This is a genomic window from Actinoplanes sp. NPDC020271, from assembly GCF_044388125.1.
Taxonomy (GTDB): domain Bacteria; phylum Actinomycetota; class Actinomycetes; order Mycobacteriales; family Micromonosporaceae; genus Actinoplanes.
On sequence record NZ_JBIRWQ010000002.1, the window covers coordinates 265,344 to 284,020 of the forward strand.

General features: G+C 72.2%; 17 protein-coding genes. 7 read left to right on the top strand and 10 right to left on the bottom strand.

Annotated features, from left to right (window positions below; translation table 11 throughout):
- Positions 1 to 22: 22 nt before the first annotated feature.
- A complete protein-coding gene (locus tag ACH442_RS04910) occupies positions 23 to 916 on the top strand; it encodes a DUF72 domain-containing protein (protein ID WP_396121253.1) in 894 nt (297 codons plus the stop codon).
- A 23-nt stretch (positions 917 to 939) separates the two neighbouring features.
- On the opposite strand, the gene ACH442_RS04915 is transcribed toward ACH442_RS04910, so the two are convergent.
- The gene (locus tag ACH442_RS04915) at positions 940 to 1,770 is read right to left on the bottom strand and encodes a DUF72 domain-containing protein (RefSeq protein ID WP_396121254.1); all 831 of its coding nucleotides are present in this window, start codon (positions 1,768 to 1,770) and stop codon (positions 940 to 942) included.
- Positions 1,771 to 2,063: 293 nt separating this feature from the next.
- Between ACH442_RS04915 and ACH442_RS04920 the strand changes: the two genes are divergently transcribed.
- Positions 2,064 to 2,249: a hypothetical protein gene (locus tag ACH442_RS04920; protein ID WP_396121255.1), complete on the top strand. Its 186-nt coding sequence runs from the start codon at positions 2,064 to 2,066 to the stop codon at positions 2,247 to 2,249.
- A 5-nt stretch (positions 2,250 to 2,254) separates the two neighbouring features.
- Here the strand turns inward: ACH442_RS04920 and ACH442_RS04925 are convergent, their stop codons facing one another.
- The 5 genes from ACH442_RS04925 to ACH442_RS04945 all read right to left on the bottom strand — a co-directional run bounded on the left by ACH442_RS04925 (position 2,255) and on the right by ACH442_RS04945 (position 7,873).
- Positions 2,255 to 2,956, bottom strand: a complete 702-nt coding sequence (locus ACH442_RS04925; protein ID WP_396121256.1) for a hypothetical protein — start codon at positions 2,954 to 2,956, stop codon at positions 2,255 to 2,257.
- A gap of 37 nt (positions 2,957 to 2,993) precedes the next feature.
- Positions 2,994 to 5,702, bottom strand: coding sequence for an FtsK/SpoIIIE domain-containing protein (locus tag ACH442_RS04930; protein WP_396121257.1), 2,709 nt, complete (start codon positions 5,700 to 5,702; stop codon positions 2,994 to 2,996).
- Between the two features lie 42 nt (positions 5,703 to 5,744).
- On the bottom strand, positions 5,745 to 6,641 hold the full coding sequence (locus tag ACH442_RS04935) for a hypothetical protein (protein WP_396121258.1): 897 nt from the start codon (positions 6,639 to 6,641) through the stop codon (positions 5,745 to 5,747).
- Between the two features lie 4 nt (positions 6,642 to 6,645).
- The gene (locus ACH442_RS04940; RefSeq protein ID WP_203738241.1) at positions 6,646 to 6,906 is read right to left on the bottom strand and encodes a hypothetical protein; all 261 of its coding nucleotides are present in this window, start codon (positions 6,904 to 6,906) and stop codon (positions 6,646 to 6,648) included.
- A 592-nt stretch (positions 6,907 to 7,498) separates the two neighbouring features.
- Positions 7,499 to 7,873 (bottom strand): hypothetical protein, encoded by a 375-nt coding sequence (locus tag ACH442_RS04945; RefSeq protein WP_396121259.1) that lies wholly within the window; start codon positions 7,871 to 7,873, stop codon positions 7,499 to 7,501.
- 267 nt (positions 7,874 to 8,140) lie between these two features.
- Here ACH442_RS04945 and ACH442_RS04950 point away from each other — a divergent pair, with 267 nt between their 5' ends.
- Complete coding sequence (locus ACH442_RS04950) at positions 8,141 to 10,741, top strand: ATP-dependent Clp protease ATP-binding subunit (protein WP_396337075.1); 2,601 nt, start codon at positions 8,141 to 8,143, stop codon at positions 10,739 to 10,741.
- Between the two features lie 235 nt (positions 10,742 to 10,976).
- Here the strand turns inward: ACH442_RS04950 and ACH442_RS04955 are convergent, their stop codons facing one another.
- Positions 10,977 to 11,951 (bottom strand): LysR family transcriptional regulator, encoded by a 975-nt coding sequence (locus tag ACH442_RS04955; RefSeq protein ID WP_396121260.1) that lies wholly within the window; start codon positions 11,949 to 11,951, stop codon positions 10,977 to 10,979.
- Between the two features lie 128 nt (positions 11,952 to 12,079).
- Entirely contained in the window at positions 12,080 to 12,637 is a 558-nt protein-coding gene (locus tag ACH442_RS04960; RefSeq protein ID WP_396121261.1) for a hemerythrin domain-containing protein, read from the bottom strand.
- Between the two features lie 68 nt (positions 12,638 to 12,705).
- Here ACH442_RS04960 and ACH442_RS04965 point away from each other — a divergent pair, with 68 nt between their 5' ends.
- The gene (locus ACH442_RS04965) at positions 12,706 to 14,013 is read left to right on the top strand and encodes a M20/M25/M40 family metallo-hydrolase (protein ID WP_396121262.1); all 1,308 of its coding nucleotides are present in this window, start codon (positions 12,706 to 12,708) and stop codon (positions 14,011 to 14,013) included.
- Positions 14,014 to 14,036: 23 nt separating this feature from the next.
- Positions 14,037 to 14,705, top strand: a complete 669-nt coding sequence (locus ACH442_RS04970) for a hypothetical protein (protein ID WP_396121263.1) — start codon at positions 14,037 to 14,039, stop codon at positions 14,703 to 14,705.
- A 161-nt stretch (positions 14,706 to 14,866) separates the two neighbouring features.
- Here ACH442_RS04970 and ACH442_RS04975 read toward each other — a convergent pair whose 3' ends face one another.
- Together ACH442_RS04975 and ACH442_RS04980 are read right to left on the bottom strand one after the other, a co-directional pair.
- Positions 14,867 to 15,058 (bottom strand): DUF5703 family protein, encoded by a 192-nt coding sequence (locus ACH442_RS04975; RefSeq protein ID WP_203379912.1) that lies wholly within the window; start codon positions 15,056 to 15,058, stop codon positions 14,867 to 14,869.
- Between the two features lie 715 nt (positions 15,059 to 15,773).
- A complete protein-coding gene (locus ACH442_RS04980) occupies positions 15,774 to 16,769 on the bottom strand; it encodes an aldo/keto reductase (protein WP_396121264.1) in 996 nt (331 codons plus the stop codon).
- 137 nt (positions 16,770 to 16,906) lie between these two features.
- Here ACH442_RS04980 and ACH442_RS04985 point away from each other — a divergent pair, with 137 nt between their 5' ends.
- A complete protein-coding gene (locus tag ACH442_RS04985) occupies positions 16,907 to 17,959 on the top strand; it encodes an LLM class F420-dependent oxidoreductase (protein ID WP_396121265.1) in 1,053 nt (350 codons plus the stop codon).
- A complete protein-coding gene (locus ACH442_RS04990; RefSeq protein WP_396121266.1) occupies positions 17,959 to 18,651 on the top strand; it encodes a histidine phosphatase family protein in 693 nt (230 codons plus the stop codon). The genes ACH442_RS04985 and ACH442_RS04990 overlap by 1 nt, the downstream gene beginning before the upstream one ends.
- The last annotated feature ends 26 nt before the right edge of the window (positions 18,652 to 18,677 follow it).

Consider the following 18,677-nt stretch of genomic DNA (forward strand, 5'->3'; position numbering starts at 1 on the left):
CGGGAGCGGGCACCGGGGAGGCATGGGACAGATCCGGATCGGGACGTGCGGGTGGACCGACAAGACGCTGATCGAGTCGGGGTGGTACCCGCCGGCCGCGGACAACCCGGAGCGGCGCCTGGCGTACTACGCGCGGCAGTTCCCGATCGTCGAGGTGGACTCGACGTACTACGGGCCGCCGAACGAGCGGACCACGCAGCTGTGGGCCGACCGCACGCCGGACGGGTTCACCTTCAACATCAAGGCGTTCAGTCTGCTGACCGGGCATCCGACCAGGGTTTCCGCGCTCTACAAGGACCTGCGGCCGGAGACGGACAAGAAGAACGTCTACCCCCAGGACCTCCCGCCGCAGACGTACGAGGATGTCTGGAGCCGGTTCCTGACCGCGCTCGACCCGCTGGCCTCGGCCGGCAAGCTGGGGGCGCTGCTGTTCCAGTTCCCGCCGTGGTTCGGCATCAGTAGGTCCAACAAGGAATACCTTCTGGAGGTTACGGCCCGGTGCAGGGCGTTCCGGCCGGTGTTCGAGTTCCGCAACGCCAGCTGGTTCGAGGGCGGAAATCAGGGGGAGACGCTGGAATTCCTGCGGGCTCACCACCTTCCGTACGTTGCCGTGGACATGCCTCAGGGGTACAAGTCGTCGGTGCCACCGGTGCTGGAGGCGACGGCTGATCTGGCGGTCGTGCGATTCCACGGGCACAGCGACAAGTGGACGAGCAAGGACATCCAGGAGAAGTTCGGCTATCGCTATTCCGACGAGGAACTTGCCGAGTGGGCGCCGAAACTGCGGTCCCTCGCCGATCAGGCGAAGAGCACGCACGTGCTGATGAACAATTGTCTCGGCGATTATGCCCAGCGGAACGCGACAACTCTCCTCGATCTGCTGGGCGACGGCGCCGAATCAGCGCCCGGATCCTGACGCGGTCAGCTCCTGACCCGTGATCAGCGCGGCGTGGCCGGGCGCGAGCGGACGTCCGGCACGCGGCTGACCGGGATGCCGCGCCGCACTGCCATCCGCGCCAGGACACCGGCGTCGATCACGGCGGCGCCACCGGGGTCGTTGTTGAAGAAGACGAACCACTCCCGTACGCCGTCGGCCTCCATCCGATCCAGCCACGTCCCCAGGGCGGACCGCCCGTAGCGAGGCCACGGCCGCGCCGCACCCTCGTGGAAGCGCAGATAGCCGAAGTCCGCGGTGCGCCACAGCGGCGTCACCGGGCGGCCCTTCCGATCCGCCCAGCAGAGCGCCGCCCCGTACCGCCGGAGCAGTTCTTCGCAGCCGGCGGTGAACCAGCTCTCGTGCCGTGGCTCGACGGCCACCCGCACCCCGGCCGGGAAGCGGGACAGCGTCTCGTCCAGCGCCCCGAGATCGGCCTTGAGGTTCGGCGGCAGTTGCAGCAGCACCGGGCCGAGCTTGTCGCCCAGCCCCTCGGCCCGGTCCAGGAACCGGGCCACCGGCTCGGCCGGCTCGCGCAGCCGCTTGATGTGCGTCAAGTAGCGACTCATCTTGACGGCGACGACGAAGCCCTCCGGTGTGCGCTCCCGCCAGGCGGCGAACGTCTCCCGCTCGGGCAGCCGGTAGAACGCGTTGTTCACCTCGACGGTGGCGAACCGCTCCGCGTAATGCTCCAGCCAGAGCCGCTGCGGCAGCGCCGCCGGATAGAGGAACCCGGTGTCCCCGGCGCCCTTGGGCGGACGCCAGTCCTTGTACTGCCAGCCGGATGTCCCGATCCACCACACATCGCTCGCATACCCATCCCTTCCCGGATCCATCCGCGGCGTTCTCCGCCGCTGCAACCAGGCTGAACCCTGCCCCTGGGGCAGAGTCAACCCCGCGTCAGCCGGCTCACACCGACCCGGGCCGGAGCCGCCGCCCGACCGGCGACTCCCTCCGGCGGGGGAGACGAACCCCCCAAGGGAATCAATCATCGTCGACATCCGACGAGTCCGGACCGCGAAGGCGCCACCACCGGGGCGGCGCCCACCGGAAGGACGGGAACCACCGTTCCCCGCCGAATCCGCGGGGAACGGTGGTTCCGGTGCCCGAGCGGGGGTAGAACGAGAACATGACCGATGCGCACGACGAGCCGGACACCCGCCTGCCGCGGCCGGGCGACACGACCGGTCCCGAGTTCGACACCGCCGGCGATCTGGAGTACGACGAGGCCCACGGCGCCGGCCGGCACCTGGACGTCCCGGCGGCCCTGGTCGAGGAGGCCGAGCGCCGCCGAGCCATGGCCCGCCCACGCTGACGAGGTCAGGGACCGGCGTACTGAACCGCGGTGAACAGCAGCATCGCCGTCACCAGTCCGGTGCCGAGCACGGTCACCACGGCCGAGGTGTCAAGCGCCGTCTTGCGCCGGTCGGCGACGAGTTTCGCCGCGACCACCGCGAGGACGGGGCAGGCGAGCAGCACCAGCAGTGCCACGACCGGCGCGGCCTCGTGCCAGTCACCGATCGCCGCCGCGCCGGTCTCGCGCAGCACCTGGTTGCCGATCGCGCCGAGGATCCCGCCGACCAGCCCGAAGATCACGAAGAGCACCTTGACGCCGAGCGTGATGGGGCGGGCCGGCGGCGTCCACTTGATCCGTTTCTCGACCTCGGCCAGGTATTCCTCGGGAGGCCGTTCGTCGGCGCGCTGGCGCGGGATGCTGGCCGGTGGCAGTTTCCCGAAGCGTTCGGCGACCGCTCCGACCCGGTGCACGTAGTCGGCCCAGAGCCCGGCCGCCCGCGCGTCGACCTCCTCCAGGTCGCGCCGCGCCTTCTTGACCGTCTGGCGGGCGGCCCGGACCCGCGTCTCGGCTTCCCGCACCGCCTCGTCGGCGATGGCCCGCTGCTCGGTGTGCCACTGCTCGGCCTCGGCGCGCAGCCGGGCGGCCCGCTGGTCGAGCGTGGTGAGCCGGCGCAGCACGGTCCGGTAGTCGGCCCGGTCGAAGTCGGATCGTTCGAGATCGCTCATGCCGCCCCTTCCGTGTCGCCGCGTTGAACACGGTCGCTCATGACACCCCGTACGGAATGATCACCTCGGCGCCGCGGTGCACCGAACGGTCGAAGTGGAGCGCCCGCCACGGCCGCGGATACCAGTTCGGCGCCCCGGTCCCCGGGTAGTACGGCGCCAGCTCGCTCCCGTGCACGTCCAGCGCCACCCACGCCCCGATCGGGTCGGTGCGCGACCCCGGCCCGCCGAGCGTGTCGCGCAGCAGCCCGGCCCCACGCCACCAGCCGAGCACGTGCAGCCGCCGTTCCGGGCCTTGCCGCAGCACGGTTCGCAGGTGGTCGAGCGTGGCCTTGCCGCCGGGGAGCGCGTCCGCGGCGTACAGGAAGATGAAGTGTGGCCGGTCGGCGGGCCACGCCGCGGTCGATTCGGCGGCCGCGTCCTCCAGGAGCCAGTCGACGTTCGACGCGTCGTACCATCCGCAGTCCGGGATCCGGGCGTGCAGCGCCTCGGCGGCGGCTCGTGCGTCCGGGTCGAAGCAGGCGATGGAGAAGCGCGCCCCGTCCCGCCCGAACTGGGCCGACAGCGACCGCCCGGCGGTGGCCAGCACCGAGCAGGCCTCCTCGACGCGGGTGCCGAGCACGGCCAGGTTGCGTCCGGGCGCGCGGCGCAGCACGGTCCGCGCGGAGCGGGACATGACGTCGATGGTCTCGCCGAGCAGCGCCACGGGGGCGGGCGAGTCCTCGGCGACCAGCGCCCGGAAGTCGGGGCTGTTGTCGAGTTTGGGTTGCCCGTCGCCGTCGAAGAGCCGGGGCGGCAGCTCGCCCGGGGGCAGCCGGCGCCACAGCCGGTGCTGCAGCGTGTTCCACTGTTCGCGGTCGCCGGCGGCCGGCACCCGGACGACTTGGTTCGCGTCGGTCGCCCCGGAGTCGGAGTTGACCACGGCGTGGTAGCGGGGGAGCGACTCGGCCGCGGTGTTCTGCTCGGCGAGCACCCGCCGGGCCCGGGGCAGCGCGATCCGGAGCGTGAACTGGGCGACCAGCGCCGGACGGCCCCACAGTGCCTCGATGCCGGAGATGTCCTGGCTGGCCAGGATCAGGTGGATGCCCTGGGAGCGGCCGCGCCGGGCCAGGTCCTCCAGCAGGTCGACGGCTTCGGTGGTGACCGCGTCGCGCCCGGCCAGCAGCACCTGGAACTCGTCGACGACCGCGACGATCCGCGGCCACACACCTTCCGGGTCTTCCGCGCGCAGCTCCGCCAGGTTGGTGACCTCGTGCTGTTTCGCCGCGTCGGCCCGGCGTCGCAGTTCGGCGCCGAGGAACCGGAGCAGGGCGAGGCCGAACTCGCGGTCGGTGTTGACGTTCACCCCGACCAGCCGGACGTGCGGCAGCCAGCTCTGGTCCCGGCGGCCGGGCGCGAAGCGGGCGAACGACACGCCCTCCTTGAAGTCGAGCAGGTAGAACGCCAGCTCGGCCGGGGAGTAGCGGGCGGCCAAGGCCCCCATCCACGCGTAGAGCAGGTTGGTCTTGCCGGTGCCGGACGGCCCCGCGATCAGCGCGTGCGGCGGGTAGTCGCTGAGCGTCACCTGCACCCGGGTGCCCTGCGGGCTGTCGCCGAGCGGCGCGGTCAGCCCGTTCGCCGAGCTCTCCCGCCACTCCTCGCTCGGGTCGGGCAGCAGACTGTCCAGCGCGACCGGGGCGGGACCGGCCGCGACCGCCTCGGCGATCTGCCGGCACGTGGCGGTGAGCACGGCCGGCGGCGGGCCCGGGTCGAGCCGGATCGGCAGGTCACCACCGCTGCTCATGCGCGCGTCGTCGCCGGGGACGGCGGTGACGCACTCGATCCCCGGCCCCGGGTCCACCCGCAGTCCGTGCACGATCAGGTGGACGCCGCAGGCCGCGCCCGTCCGCAGCAGCCGTTCCAGCTGGGTGCGCTCGTGCCGGTTGAGCTCGCCCGCGCCGAGCAGCACCGCGACCCGCCACGGCTCCGGCCGCCGCTTGGTCACCGCGTGCAGTTCGCGCAGCGACGAGTACTCCCCGGCCAGCACCGTCTCGTTGATCCGCCGGACGTGCCCGACCAGGTCGTCGAGGAGCGTCGTCAGCCCGTTCGGCGCGACGAACGTCAGCACCCGGGCCGGGGCGAGCGCGGCGAACCCGGCCAGCCCGCCGCCGAGGTGCTCCGGGTCGTACCCGGTCACCTGCACCGTGCCCGGCAGGCTCGTGCCGAGCGCCCGCAGCAGCAGCCCGGCCACCACGTCGTCGCCGAGTTTCCGGTCGCCCTGCACCACGACGTGCCCTTGGTCCAGCAACGGGACCAGCGCCGGCACCTCGGGCGCTTCCGGGGCCGGGGCCGGTTCGTCCTCCCACGACCAGGGGCGGGACGGCTCGGGCGGGGGCGGCGGGGCCGCGCCGGACGGCAGCAGCAGCCGCCCGATCCGCAGCTCGGCCGCTTTCGTCAGCGGGCCCGGCTCCCAGGAGTGCCACGGCTCGCCGGCCGCCCCGGGCGCCGCCCGGTCGGCCGCCCCGGCCGCGGCCCCGGCCAGGGCGCCCAGCTCGGTGCCGTGCCACTCGTCGACGGACCGCAGCCGCTCGTCGCGAGCCGCGGCCAGCTTCTGTTCCCGGCTCCGCGCCGCGGCGCGGATCCGTTCCCAGCGGGAGGTCGCGGCGGCCGCCTCACGCTCGGCATCGCCGAGAGCGTTCTCCGCGGCGCCGAGCGCGTGGGACAGCCCGGTGCGAATCTCCACGACCTGCTGTTTCGTGGACTCAGTCATGGCCCGCCGGAATCGTCGTCGTTGCCCTGCCGCGTGCGGTCATCAGCGCTGCTCACCGGCCTCTTCACGAGGACGTACGGGTTCCGGCGCGGCCGGGTCGAGCGCTTCCGCGTCCCGCCCGAGCCGGGCCAGCAGCACCCCGGTCAGCACACTCGAGGTCACCGCGCTGTCGGCCGGATGCGCGGCCGGGCGCTCGCCCTGATCGGTCGCCGGCACCCGGCAGATCCGCTCGATCAGCGTCTCCAGCACCGCCGGGGAAGTGCCGGGCAGCAGCGACCGGACCCGCCCCTCGGCGGCACTGCGCAGTCGCGGCACGTCCTCCGGGCGCGGCTCGTGGCCGAGCAGGTCACCGGCGAGCCGGTGCAGCACCGGCGGCGTCATCGCGGACAGCCCGAGCCCGGTCGCCGCGTTCACGCCGTGCAGCTCCCGGCCGAGGCGGGCGCGGTCACCGGCCCGGACGCCGGCCGCGACCCGGCGCAGCAGTTCCGCGGTGTCGGTGGTCTCCGGCCGCTGCTCGCCGCTCTCGGCCGGCGCCGGCTCACCGGTCAGCTCGGCGACCCGCGCCTGCCACCACGGGCCGAGACGTTCCGGGGTCTCCGGCGGTGCGCCGGACTCGGCGGGCGCCCGCGGCTCGTCGGGCCGCACCGACTCCCGCCACTCCTGCCCCCGGGGCGCGCCGGGCACACCGCCGAGGCCGAGCACGGCCAGGTAGGCCTCGATCGCGTCCTCCGCGATGCGCAGCGCGGCGGCCGCCCGCTCGGCGTGCTCGGTCGCGTTGCCCAGCTCGGGGACGCCGATCTTCTGCTCGGACGCCTCACGCACCCAGTTCAGCAGCTCGGTGGCGGCGCGCAGTTTCTCCATGGCCTTGACGACCAGCCCGTCGGGCAACTCGTCGGAGGCGGCCCGGAGCCGGGCGCCGAGTTCTTCCAGAACTGACATCGCGTCAGAGCATTGCCGTGTAGTTCTGGGCGGCCTCGATCGCGACCTGGGTAGCGCTGAAGCACTCCTCGAGCTGCTGGTCAGCCTGGGAGAGCGAGGCCTGAGCAGTGCCGACGGCCTCGTGCGCGCCACCCTCCAGCGCCGCGGCCAGACTCTGCTGAGCCTCGCCGAGTTTCTCCCGAGCTGCCTGTATCGCCGCCTGCCCCTCGTTCACCTGCTGGACAGCGGCGTCCACGGCCGCTCTGAGCTCGGCGACACTGGCCACTCGTTCGGCCTCCTGTAACTCAACCCACTAGCGACTCCAGCGTAACGCCCACGCCGGTTCCCGCTCGCCTCGGCCGCGCCTTTTCGCGCAACCCGGAGCAAAAAGACGCACCCCCAGTCCGACGATCGACAGCGGTGATCGCCCAGGTGGAGCGCGATTTCCCGGCACGTCCATTGTGGATCATGCCACCTTTTGCCCGGTCGCCGGCCCCCGCCCCCCTCTTACCCACAATCAAGATCAAAATCCTCATGTCCCACGTCCGCCGTGGTCGCCCTCCGCCGCTCCCGCGGGGACCCTTCCGGGCCGAGCAGGGCGCGGGGCGCCCAGAACGCTCAGCCCTCCAGGGCGACCTCCGTGGCGGGTCGAGCTCAGAGCAACAAACCCGTCCCCGCCACCCGGAGCCCGCGAGCCCCGCACGTGCCCGGCCCCGGCGCGGTCCGCACTCGCGGCTGGTGCTGACCGTGGTTGTCCGTGCCTCATGACAACGGTGCGGGCCGGCCGGGGGCGGCACTCCCGCTGCGGCCGCGGCCCCGGGCCGAGCGGGGCGCCGTCGTCACGGGAGTCGGGCGGCCGGTCCGTGGGGGCGCGGGGGCTAGGTGCGGGGGACTGCGGACGGGCCGAGAATCTCGGCGCCCAGGGCCACGGCGCGATCACGCAGGCCCCGGTCGGCGGTGACGACGACGATGCGGCGGGGGCGGGGCTCGCCCCGTACCAAATCGATGATCTTGTCGTCCCCGGAAGCGGAGGCCGGGGCGCGCTCGACGCGCACCCCGGGCGGGCCGTGCGGGATGTCCCGGGCCTTGCCCTCGACCACCAGGACGACCTCGACCGGCGCCGGGATGCCGCCCAGCCCGGTGGCCGGCAACGCGGCCAGACGGTCCCGCAGGCGGATCGCGGCGCCGGCCCGGTCGCGCCACCAGCCGTCCGGAACCGAGCCGACCACGTTGGCCCCGTCCACGATGATCAAGGGCGGAGACTCCGGTTCACCGGACACGGCCGCCTGTGATGTGGCTCCCTGAAACGGGGACTCCGGTGACGTGGGCACGGCTTCGGGAAAAGCGGGTTCCCGGAAGGACGGCGTCAGGGGGTCGGACATGAAGTTGAGCCTACCCCTGTCAACTTTTTGCGGAATCCGGGAATCACCGACCCGCCTCACGCGCTTCTACCAGTCGGTGGCGGGTATTCGGCCGCCGCTGGAGTACCAGGGGAAGAGAGACTGATGAGCATCGGACCGTTGGGGCCGGGTGGCCCCGGTCAGTGGGACGACCTGTTCGCGCGCTTCTTCGGTGCGGCCGAGCCGCGCCGGGCGTCGCAGCGCATCGACATCGCCCGCTACATGAGCAACGACGCACGCCAGGTGCTGGCCGACGCCGCCCGGCGGGCCGCGGACCAGGGGGCCGGCGACGGTGCACTCGCCGACCTGGACACCGACCACCTGCTCTGGGCCGTCCTGCAGCAGGAGCCGATGAAGCAGACCGTGCGCCGGGCCGGCACCGACCCGCAGGTCCTGCTCGGTGAGCTGGACACGCGGCTGAACGCCGGCCAGGACGCGTCGCGCGCCGCCGCGGCGAACCGGCGGGCCGACATGGGCGCGCCCGCCCGCGGTGACCACCCCGAGCAGGTCGCGCTGACCCCGGCGGCCAAGCGCGCGCTGCTGGACAGCCTGCAGATCTCCCGGGCGGTGGGCGCCTCCTACATCGGGCCGGAGCACATCCTGATGGCGCTGGGCCTGAACACCGACTCGGCCGCCGGGCGGCTGCTGGCCGGCCGCCTCGACCCCCGGGCGATCCCGAACCCGGAGACCCCGGCCGGCCCGAACGGTGGTGGCCAGGGCGGCTCCCGGGGTGGCGGGCGCGGCAGCAACGCGGCGACGCCGACGCTGGAGCAGTTCGGCGTGGACCTGACCGAGGTGGCCCGGCGCGGCGAGATCGACCCGGTGATCGGCCGGGCCGACGAGATCGAGCAGGCCGTCGAGATCCTGTCCCGGCGGACCAAGAACAACCCGGTCCTGATCGGTGAGGCCGGCGTCGGCAAGACCGCGATCGTCGAGGGCCTGGCCCAGCGGATCGTGGACGGCGAGGTGCCGCTGCCCCTGCAGGACAAGCGGGTCATCCAGCTGGACCTGGCCGGGCTGGTGGCCGGCACGCGCTACCGCGGTGACTTCGAGGAGCGCCTGCGCAAGGTGATCGACGAGATCCAGGCGTCCGGCGACGGCCTGATCGTCTTCCTCGACGAGATCCACACCCTGGTCGGCGCCGGTGGCGGCGGCGAGGGCGGCGGGATGGACGCCGGCAACATGCTCAAGCCGGCCCTGGCCCGTGGGCAGCTGCGGGTGATCGGCGCGACCACCCTCGACGAGTACCGCAAGCACATCGAGAAGGACGCGGCCCTGGCCCGGCGGTTCCAGCCGGTGCTGGTCGGCGAGCCGACGGTGGAGGACGCGGTCGCGATCCTGCGCGGGCTGCGCGACAACTACGAGGCGCACCACCAGGTGCGGATCACCGACGAGGCGCTGGACGCCGCGGCGGTGCTGTCCGACCGCTACATCACCGACCGGTTCCTGCCGGACAAGGCGATCGACCTGATCGACCAGGCCGGCGCCCGGGTGCGGCTGCGCGTGAAGACGCCCGACGCCAACCTGCGCGAGCAGGAGCGCCAGTTGGAGCAGCTCTCGCGGGACCGGGACCAGGCCGTGCACGCGGAGAACTACGAGGTCGCGTCGCAGCTGCGGGACCGGATCAACGAGCTGAAGGCGCAGATCGCCGGGGCCGGGGCGGGCGCCGACGGGGTGCCGCGGGTCACCGAGGCCGACATCGCCGAGGTCGTCTCCCGCGCCACGGGGATTCCGGTGGCGCAGCTGACCGAGGCCGAGCGCGACCGTCTGCTCCGGCTCGAGCAGCACCTGCACGAGCACGTCATCGGTCAGGAGGACGCGGTCAGCGCGGTCGCCGAGGCGGTTCGCCGCTCCCGCGCCGGGCTGGGCGACCCGGACCGGCCGGTGGGCAGCTTCCTGTTCCTCGGCCCGACCGGGGTCGGCAAGACCGAGCTGGCGCGTTCGCTCGCCGAGGCGCTGTTCGGGGACGCCGACCGGATGATCCGGCTCGACATGAGCGAGTTCCAGGAGCGGCACACGGTGTCGCGCCTGGTCGGGGCGCCGCCCGGATACGTCGGCTACGACGAGGCGGGGCAGCTGACCGAGGCGGTGCGGCGGCGGCCGTACAGTGTGGTGCTGCTCGACGAGATCGAGAAGGCGCACCCGGACGTGTTCAACCTCCTGCTGCAGGTGCTCGACGACGGGCGTCTGACCGACAGCCAGGGGCGGACGGTCAGCTTCAAGAACACTGTCCTGATCATGACGAGCAACCTCGGCTCGGACCTGATCAGCGGGACGACCCGCAGCGTCGGGTTCGGTGGGGCGGAGAACGGCCGGTCCCCGGAGGACGAGCTGCGGGACCGGATCGACCGGCGGCTCAAGGAGCAGCTGCGGCCCGAGTTCATCAACCGGATCGACGAGATCATCATCTTCCGGCAGCTGGAGACCGATCAGCTCCGGAAGGTCACCGAGATGCTGCTGGAGTCGACCCGGCGCCGGCTGCACGCCCAGGACGTGACGCTGGAGATCACGACGGCGGCGGTGGACTGGCTGTCGGACCGGGGGTACCAGCCCGAGTTCGGGGCGCGGCCCCTGCGCCGGACCATCCAGCGCGAGCTGGACAACCGGCTGTCGAAGCTGCTGCTCGCGGCGGATCTGGCGCCCGGGCAGACGGTGCGGGTGGACGCGCGGGACGGGGCGTTGACGTTCGACATCGCGTCGGCGTCACTCAGCTCCCGATGAGGTGATCGTGGTGACGGCGCCGGGCTTCGTGCCCGGCGCCGTCTTTCTGCGCCCGGGCGGCGTTCGCCACGGGCGGACGGGTCTTGTGCTCTGACCGTGCCCACCCACGGAGGTCGCCCTGGAGGGCTGAGCGTTCAGGGGCGCCCCGCGCCCCTGCTCGGCCCGGAAGGGTCCCCGCGGGAGCGACGGTCGGCGACCACAGCGGACGGGGGACATGAGGATTTGACTTTGGGTTTCAGGCTGCGGCCAGGTGGGTGCCACCGAGGTTGGGGTGGTCCTGGGTCCAGGCGACGTAGTCCTCGTTGCGGGAGATGACCTCCTGGTAGGCGTCGCGGGCGAGCTCCAGGACCTTCGGGGCGGATCGGGCGGCGGGGGAGTCGGGGTGCCAGCCGAGGATCAGGCGCCAGCGCAGCGGGGCGCCCTTCAGCGGGCGGGTGGCCAGGCCGGCCGGCGGGCGGAACGTGGGCTGGCACAGGCCGATCGCGACGCCCAGTTCGACCATGTCGATGCAGGCGCGGACGTCGGTCTCCAGGACGCGGCGCGGGGCGAAGCCGGCCCGGGCGCAGGCGGCGGCGAAGCAGGTCTCGAAGCAGCCGTCGCCGGGGGCGGCCGACCACTGCTCGGCGGCGAGCTCGGCCAGGTCGACCTCGGTGCCCTTGGCCTGCGGATGGTCCTCGGGCATCAGCACGCACACCGCGTCGACGGCAATGGTGTCCCAGACCAGGCCGAAGTCGGCCGAGGGCAGGGCGTCGCCGCAGACCCCGACCTGGACGAAGTCCAGCTTGCCGTTGAACGCCATGGTGGCGAGCTCGTCGACGGAGTACGAGGCGTAGGTCGAGATCTGCGAGTCGGGCTGGGCGGCGGAGAGCCGGTGCAGCAGGTGGGCGAAGACCGGCCCGCCGATCGCGCCCATCCGGTACCGCGACATCCGGGACGTGCCGCCGGCGGCCAGTCGCAGCGCCTCGTCCTGCAGACCCTTCATGGCCGGCAGCAGCACCCGGGCCCGGGACAGCACCAGCTCACCGAGGGCCGTGGGCCGGGCGCCGCGCCGGTCCCGGTCGAAGAGCGGGCCGCCGAGCGTGCGCTCGATCCGCTGCAGTTGGGCCGTCAGTGCCGGTTGGGCCAGGCCGAGTTGTGACGCGGCCTTGGTGACGCTGCCGGTCTCCGCGATGGCGCAGACCACCTTCAGATGCCGCAGCTCCAGGTTCATAGCGTGACGTTAGGACTAGAAACGTATCGAAGGCTAGCCCTGAAACGTGTGCGAAGATCGGTAGTTTGTGACAAACCGGTTAAGTAGCGGGACGTTCCCGACTAAACGGTAATTAAGTCAACGCCTGTTTACAGATTGCGCGCGTACGTCGTCCGTCCGGTCGCCACGTCCCGCAGCTTGTCGACCATGCCGACGAGCGGGTCGACCACCTTGTTCCACGGCGGCGTGACCGGAGTGGACAGGTGCGGGCGGGTCGGCGCGGCCTCCTGGGCGGTCTCGACGCGGTTGCCCAGGCGGATCATGTCGTCCGCCGGGACCATCTGCATCAGCAGCGGGAAGAGCTCGCTGCGGTCCGCGTCGACGTGCCGGTGCACGGCCGCGCCCAGCTCGTCCAGACGCGACCGGTCCTGCATCAGCTTCAGCAGCTCGCGATCCTCGGCCAGCTCACGGTCGGCGATCCGGTCACCGTCCGGGACGGCGGTGCGGACCGCGGGGTACAGGTACTGCTCCTCGGCCGAGAGGTGCCGGGAGAGGGTGGCGATCAGCACCTCGTGCGCCTTGTCGGACATGTCGCCGGAGAGCAGGCCGAGGATCTCACGGTGCTGCTCGTCCAGGACATCGACGACGTTGCGCCCGGACACGGCGCCTTCGACCGGCGGGAGCGGGGGAAGATTCACGTCAGACATGACCGCGCGGGTACCCGGTATGCCGTTGCTCTCAAACGCCGTTGACAACCAACTGGTAAGAAGGGCGGATGAACACCTCCGCCGTGGACGAGGTCGTCGGCCTCTGCCAGGACCTGCTGCGCATCGACACCACCAACACCGGAGACCCGCGGACCACCGTGGGTGAGCGGGTCGCCGCCGAGTACGTGGCCGAGAAACTCGCCGACGCCGGCATCGAGTCCCGCCTCCTGGAGTCGGCCCCCACGCGCGCCAACCTGGTCGCCCGGATCCCCGGCGCCGACCGCTCGCGCGGCGCGCTGCTGGTCCACGGCCACCTCGACGTGGTCCCGGCCGACAAGCGCGAATGGTCGGTCGACCCGTTCTCCGGCGAGATCAAGGACGGGTACCTGTGGGGCCGCGGCGCGGTCGACATGAAGGACTTCGACGCGATGGTGCTCGCCGTCGTCCGCGACTGGCACCGCACCGGGTACGTGCCGCCCCGCGACATCGTGCTGGCGTACACCGCCGACGAGGAGGCCGGGATGGAGTACGGCTCGCAGTGGCTCGTGCAGAACCACGCGGCGGAGTTCGAAGGGGCGACCGAGGCGATCGGGGAGGTCGGCGGGTACTCGTACACCGTCAACGACAACCTGCGCCTCTACCTGGTCCAGACCGCCGAGAAGGGCCTCGACTGGCTGCGCCTGCACGCCTCCGGGCGGCCCGGCCACGGCTCGTTCATCCACGACGACAACGCGGTCACCGCGCTCGCCGAGGCGGTCGCGGCGGTCGGCCGGCACCGCTTCCCGGTCGTCGTCACCCCGACCGTGCGGGCCTTCCTCGAACAGATCAGCGAAGCCCTGCACATCGACCTCGACCCGGACGACCCGGAACTGGCCATCGCCAAGCTCGGCCCGATCGCCAACCTGATCGGCGCGACCATCCGTAACACGGCCAACCCGACCCGCCTCGAAGCCGGGTACAAGGACAACGTCATCCCCGGCAAGGCGTCCGCCACCATCGACTGCCGGACCCTGCCCGGCGAGGCCGAGTCGTTCCTGGCCGAGTTGCGGGACATCATCGGGCCCGACGTGGAGATCGAACACGTGCACCGGCAGCCGGCCGTGGAGACCGAGTTCGGCGGGCCACTCGTCGAGGCGATGGGCGCGGCGCTGCGGGCCGAGGACCCGGGGGCGCGTACTGTGCCGTACCTGATGTCCGGTGGAACCGACGCGAAGGCGTTCAGCACCCTCGGCATCCGATGCTTCGGGTTCGCCCCGTTGCAACTTCCGCCCGACCTGAACTTCGCCGCCCTGTTCCACGGCATCGACGAGCGAGTGCCCGTGGAGGGTCTAAAGTTCGGCGTGCGTGTTCTCGACCGTTTGCTACGGAACAGTTAGATCCGGAAGGACCCCCAGACAACATGAGTGACCAGAACGCCGAGCTGGACGCCGCCCTCGAGCGGGTGGTGGAGGCGGCGCGGGCGCACCTCGCCGCCGTCAAGGCGGCCGCGGGTCGCATCGACGACGACGACGTCTGGCAGGCGTACGTCGACCTCAACAACGCCTCTTTCGCGTACGACGAGAAGCTGCTCGACGCCTTCGGCGAGGTCACGCCGTGGGACGTCGAGTCGATCGACCCCGACGAGGCCGACCAGCGCTTCCTCGCCGACCAGGCGGCCGACGGCGGGGCCGGTGACCCGTACCCGCAGGTCATCTCGGTCCGGCAGCGCCGCGACTACCGGGTGCCCAGCGTCTCCGCCCTGCTGAAGGTCGCGGAGACCGCCCGCCGCAGCTCCGTCCCCGAGGACGAGGAGGTCGGCCCGGTCGAATCCGTCGGCGAAGCGGTGCTGGAACTGCTCCAGGCCGGCGACGGCTCACTCTCGTCGCTGGACGTGCCGGAGCTCGAGCCGCTCGACGGGCTGCTCACCGTGACCGAGGTCGAGGAGCCGCTGGACCTGGAGGCGTTCGACGACGCCGACGGGTCCGGGCCGTTCGCGCCGGCCGAGGGCGACCAGCTCGTCGGCCGTCTCGACGAGCACCCGTTCCTGCCCGACGAGGAAGACGACCACGCCGGTCACCAGCATCCTTGATGGCCTCGCTGCGCTCGGCGGCGTCGCGCCCCTTCAGGTCGTCGCCGAGGGCACCGAGATCGACCACGCTGCGCTAGCCGATTTCGGCACACTCGGCGACGACGGGCGCAACGCGTGGTGGTCGCCCTCAAAGCAGAAAGCCCGCTCGCGAGCGGGCTTTCTCAGTAACTCAGGCCGGGCTGGGGAGTCGGCTGGATCCGGCGGCGGAGCATCACCTTGCGGCTGCCGTCCGCGAAGAGCTGGACCCGGGCGAGCTCCCACCCGGAGAACTCGGCCTGAATCGCGAGCCGCGCCGCGGCGGTCAGACGATCGACATTCGACGGCAACCGCAGCGGGGCGTATTCGTAGTCCATGCGATCCAATATGCCCCCGGTCGCGAGCGCGGCACCAGCCCTTCCGCCGGTTGAAACCCTCGTCACAACCGTTGCGTCCCGCTCGTCGGAACGTGGTCCGCACCCAGGCGACGCCGGTGGTGAACGCGACGAACAGAGCGACGGCTCCCGTCCGCGGCCAGGGGACGGACTGCCCTCTCCGGCCGGCGCCGATCGAGACGCTGATGCCGACCGCGATCCGGAGCATCAGCCACCTGAAATCGGTCAGCGCGTCGCGCCGGGCTGTCGACGTCCCAGTGGAGCCGGAGGCCGCCGGCCGCCGCGGCGAGCAGCATCGGCGTGAAGACGACGAAAGGGAACGCGAGCCGCCGGCGGAGCCCGACGGTCACCGCGGATCGCCGGCGGTGGGCCGGCTCGCGGCCTCGCGGGTCCGGAGAGCAACGGTCTCGGGGCGGTCCCTTCTGCGTGCGGCCCCGGCCGGGCATCGGCTGTGCCGGCCGCGCGAGGCGACCGCGCGGAGGGACGGCTCACCGTCCTTGCCCGGACGAATGCCGGCGAGGTGAGGGAGCAGCGGCTGGTGGGCAACGGGGGGTGCTCATCGACCTGCCTTCGGCAACGGAGGTGAACCTGAGTCGCGCCGGCTCGATGCCGGATGCCGATAGGGTTCGATGCTCGGACGGGTCCCGGACACCGACCGGGACGGCGTACTCCGGATTTCTTGAGACCCCGCGCCGGTTCAGATCGCGCCGTGCGGGTCGCCGGTGCCCTCGCGCTCCGGGTAGCCGACGTCGATCGCCGACACGTCCTCCAGCGCGAACGCGATCTCCGCCGGCAACGTCAGCTCCTCGCTGCGCAGCGCGCCCTGCAACTGCCCGGCAGTGCGGGCGCCGAGGATGACCGCGGCCAGCCCGGGCCGGTCGCGGACCCAGGCGAGCGCCACCTCCAGCGGCGACACGCCGAGGCCACCGGCGGCGATGACGACCGCCTCGACGATGCTGGAGCTGCGCGGCTCCAGATAGGTCTGCACGAACGGCGCGTAGTGCTCGGACGCGGCCCGCGAGTCGAGCGGCCGCCCGTTGCGGTACTTCCCGGTGAGCACGCCCCGGGCGAGCGGTGACCAGGCGAGCACACCGAAGCCGAGCGCGGCCGCGGCCGGCAGCACTTCGCGTTCGATGCCGCGTTCCAGCAGCGAGTACTCCATCTGGGCGGCGACGATCGGGGCGCGGTTCGGGTACGCCGACTGCCAGGTCGCCGCCCGCGCGGTCTGCCACGCGGCGAAGTTGGACACCCCGACGTAGCGCACCTTGCCGCTGCTCACCGCGTGGTCGAGCGCGGACAGCGTCTCCTCGAACGGGGTCTGCCCGTCGTAGCCGTGCACCTGCCACAGGTCCACGTAGTCGGTGCCGAGCCGGCGCAGCGACGCGTCCAGTGAGCGCAGCAGGTTGCCCCGGGAACCGTCGCGCGCCCGCCAGCCGTGCGGGGTGAGGCCGGCCTTGGTGGCGATCACCACCTCGTCGCGGGGGACGAGATGGTCGAGCAGGGAGCCGATCACCGCCTCGGCGTCGCCGTTGCCGTACACGTCGGCGGTGTCGATCAGAGTGCCGCCCGCTTCGAGGAACAGCTTCATCTGCTCGGCCGCGTCGTCGGGGTCGGTGTCGCGTCCCCAGGTCATGGTGCCGAGCGCGAGCCGCGAGACCGCTAGCCCGCTTCGGCCGAGCGGTCGCTGGTGCATGTAGTGAACCTTATTCAGACCTGGTCGACAAAGAAATCCTCCGGCTCGGCAGGGTGCGTCGGTTACCGGACGGAAACGTGACGGCTTCCCATCAGTAGGCTTGTGCCGGACTCTGATGATCTCGGGAGGGCAGGGCAGTGCGGCTCGGACTCAGCCTCGGCTATCAGACGGCGTGGAGCACGCCGGCCGACCATCTCGCCATGGCCCAGGAGGCCGACCGGCTCGGCTACTCGGTGGTCTGGGCCGCCGAGGCCTACGGGTCGGACACGGTGAGCATGCTGGCCTGGATCGCCGGCCAGACGGAGAGGATCGATCTCGGCTCGGCCGTGCTGCAGATCCCGGCACGGACCCCGGCGATGACCGCGATGACCGCGGCGACCCTGGACACGCTCTCCGGCAGCCGGTTCCGGCTCGGGCTCGGCGTCTCCGGCCCGCAGGTCTCCGAGGGCTGGCACGGCGTCAAGTTCGCCAAGCCGCTCGCTCGTACCAGGGAATATGTCGACATCGTCAAGATGGCGCTGCGCCGTGACCGGGTGCAGTTCGACGGCGAGCACTACCAGCTGCCGCTGCCCGGCGGCGCCGGCAAGGCGATCAAGCTCGGCTTCCACCCGCCGCGCACCGAGATCCCGATCTACCTGGCCGCGGTCGGCCCGAAGAACCTGGAGCTGGCCGGCGAGATCGCGGACGGCTGGCTGGCGATCTTCTTCGCCCCGGACGCCGCCGACGACCAGCTGCGGCACATCGCGGCCGGTCGCGCCAAGCACGGTCAGGGGCTGACCGGTTTCGACGTCGCACCCAGCGTGCCGGTCGTGGTCGGCGACGACGTCGCGGCCTGCGCCGACGTCGTCCGGTGGTATGCGGCGCTCTACATCGGCGGCATGGGCAGCCGCGAGCAGAATTTCTACAACCAATTGGCGGTACGGATGGGCTACGCCGACGAGGCCAGGAAAGTCCAGGACCTGTACCTCAACAAGCAGGTCGCCGAGGCGGCCGAGGCCGTGCCGCAGGAGTTCATCGAACGGACCTCGATCATCGGTGACAAGGCCCGGATCACGAAGCGGATCAAGGAGTACGCCGCGGCCGGCGTCGGCACGTTGTCGATCAGCCCGTACGTCGGCGATCTGCAGTCCGGCCTGGAGACGCTGCGCGTGGTCGCCCAGGCGTACGACGAGTCCGGCGTGGCCCGCTAGTGGCGACCGTTCTTCTCCTGCGGCACGGCCGGACCACCGCCAACGCGACCGGTGAACTGGCCGGTCGTCTGCCCGTCGAGCTCGACGAGACCGGTCGCGCCCAGGCCGCCCGGGTCGCCGAGCGGCTCGCCGGGATCCCGCTGGCCGCGGTCGTCTCCAGTCCACTGATCCGCTGCCGGCAGACGGTCGGGCTGGCCCTGCCCGGGGCCGAGCCGGTGCTCGACGACGGGCTGATCGAGTGCGGGTACGGCGAGTGGGAAGGCCGCCCGCTCAAGGAGCTCGCCAAGGAGCCGCTCTGGCCGGTCGTCCAGCAGCACCCGAGCGCCGTGACGTTCCCCGGCGGCGAGTCGATGGCGTCGATGTCCGCGCGCGGGATCGCCGCGGTCCGCGCCTGGGACGAGAAGGTCGCCGCCGAGCACGGGCCGGAGGCGATCTGGCTCGCCTGCAGCCACGGCGATGTGATCAAGGCCATCGTGGCCGACGCGATGGGACTGCACCTCGACCAGTTCCAGCGGATCGTCGCGGACCCGGCATCGATCACGGTGATCCGGTACACCCCGACGCGGCCGTTCCTCGTCCGGGTGAACGACACGGGTGAGCTGGCCTCGCTCGTACCGAAGAAATCGGCCGGGGAAAAGCCGGCCGAGAGCAGCGACGCGGCCGTCGGCGGGGGCGCCGGAGGCGGCGTCTGACGACCCTCCGTGATCGCCACATGGTC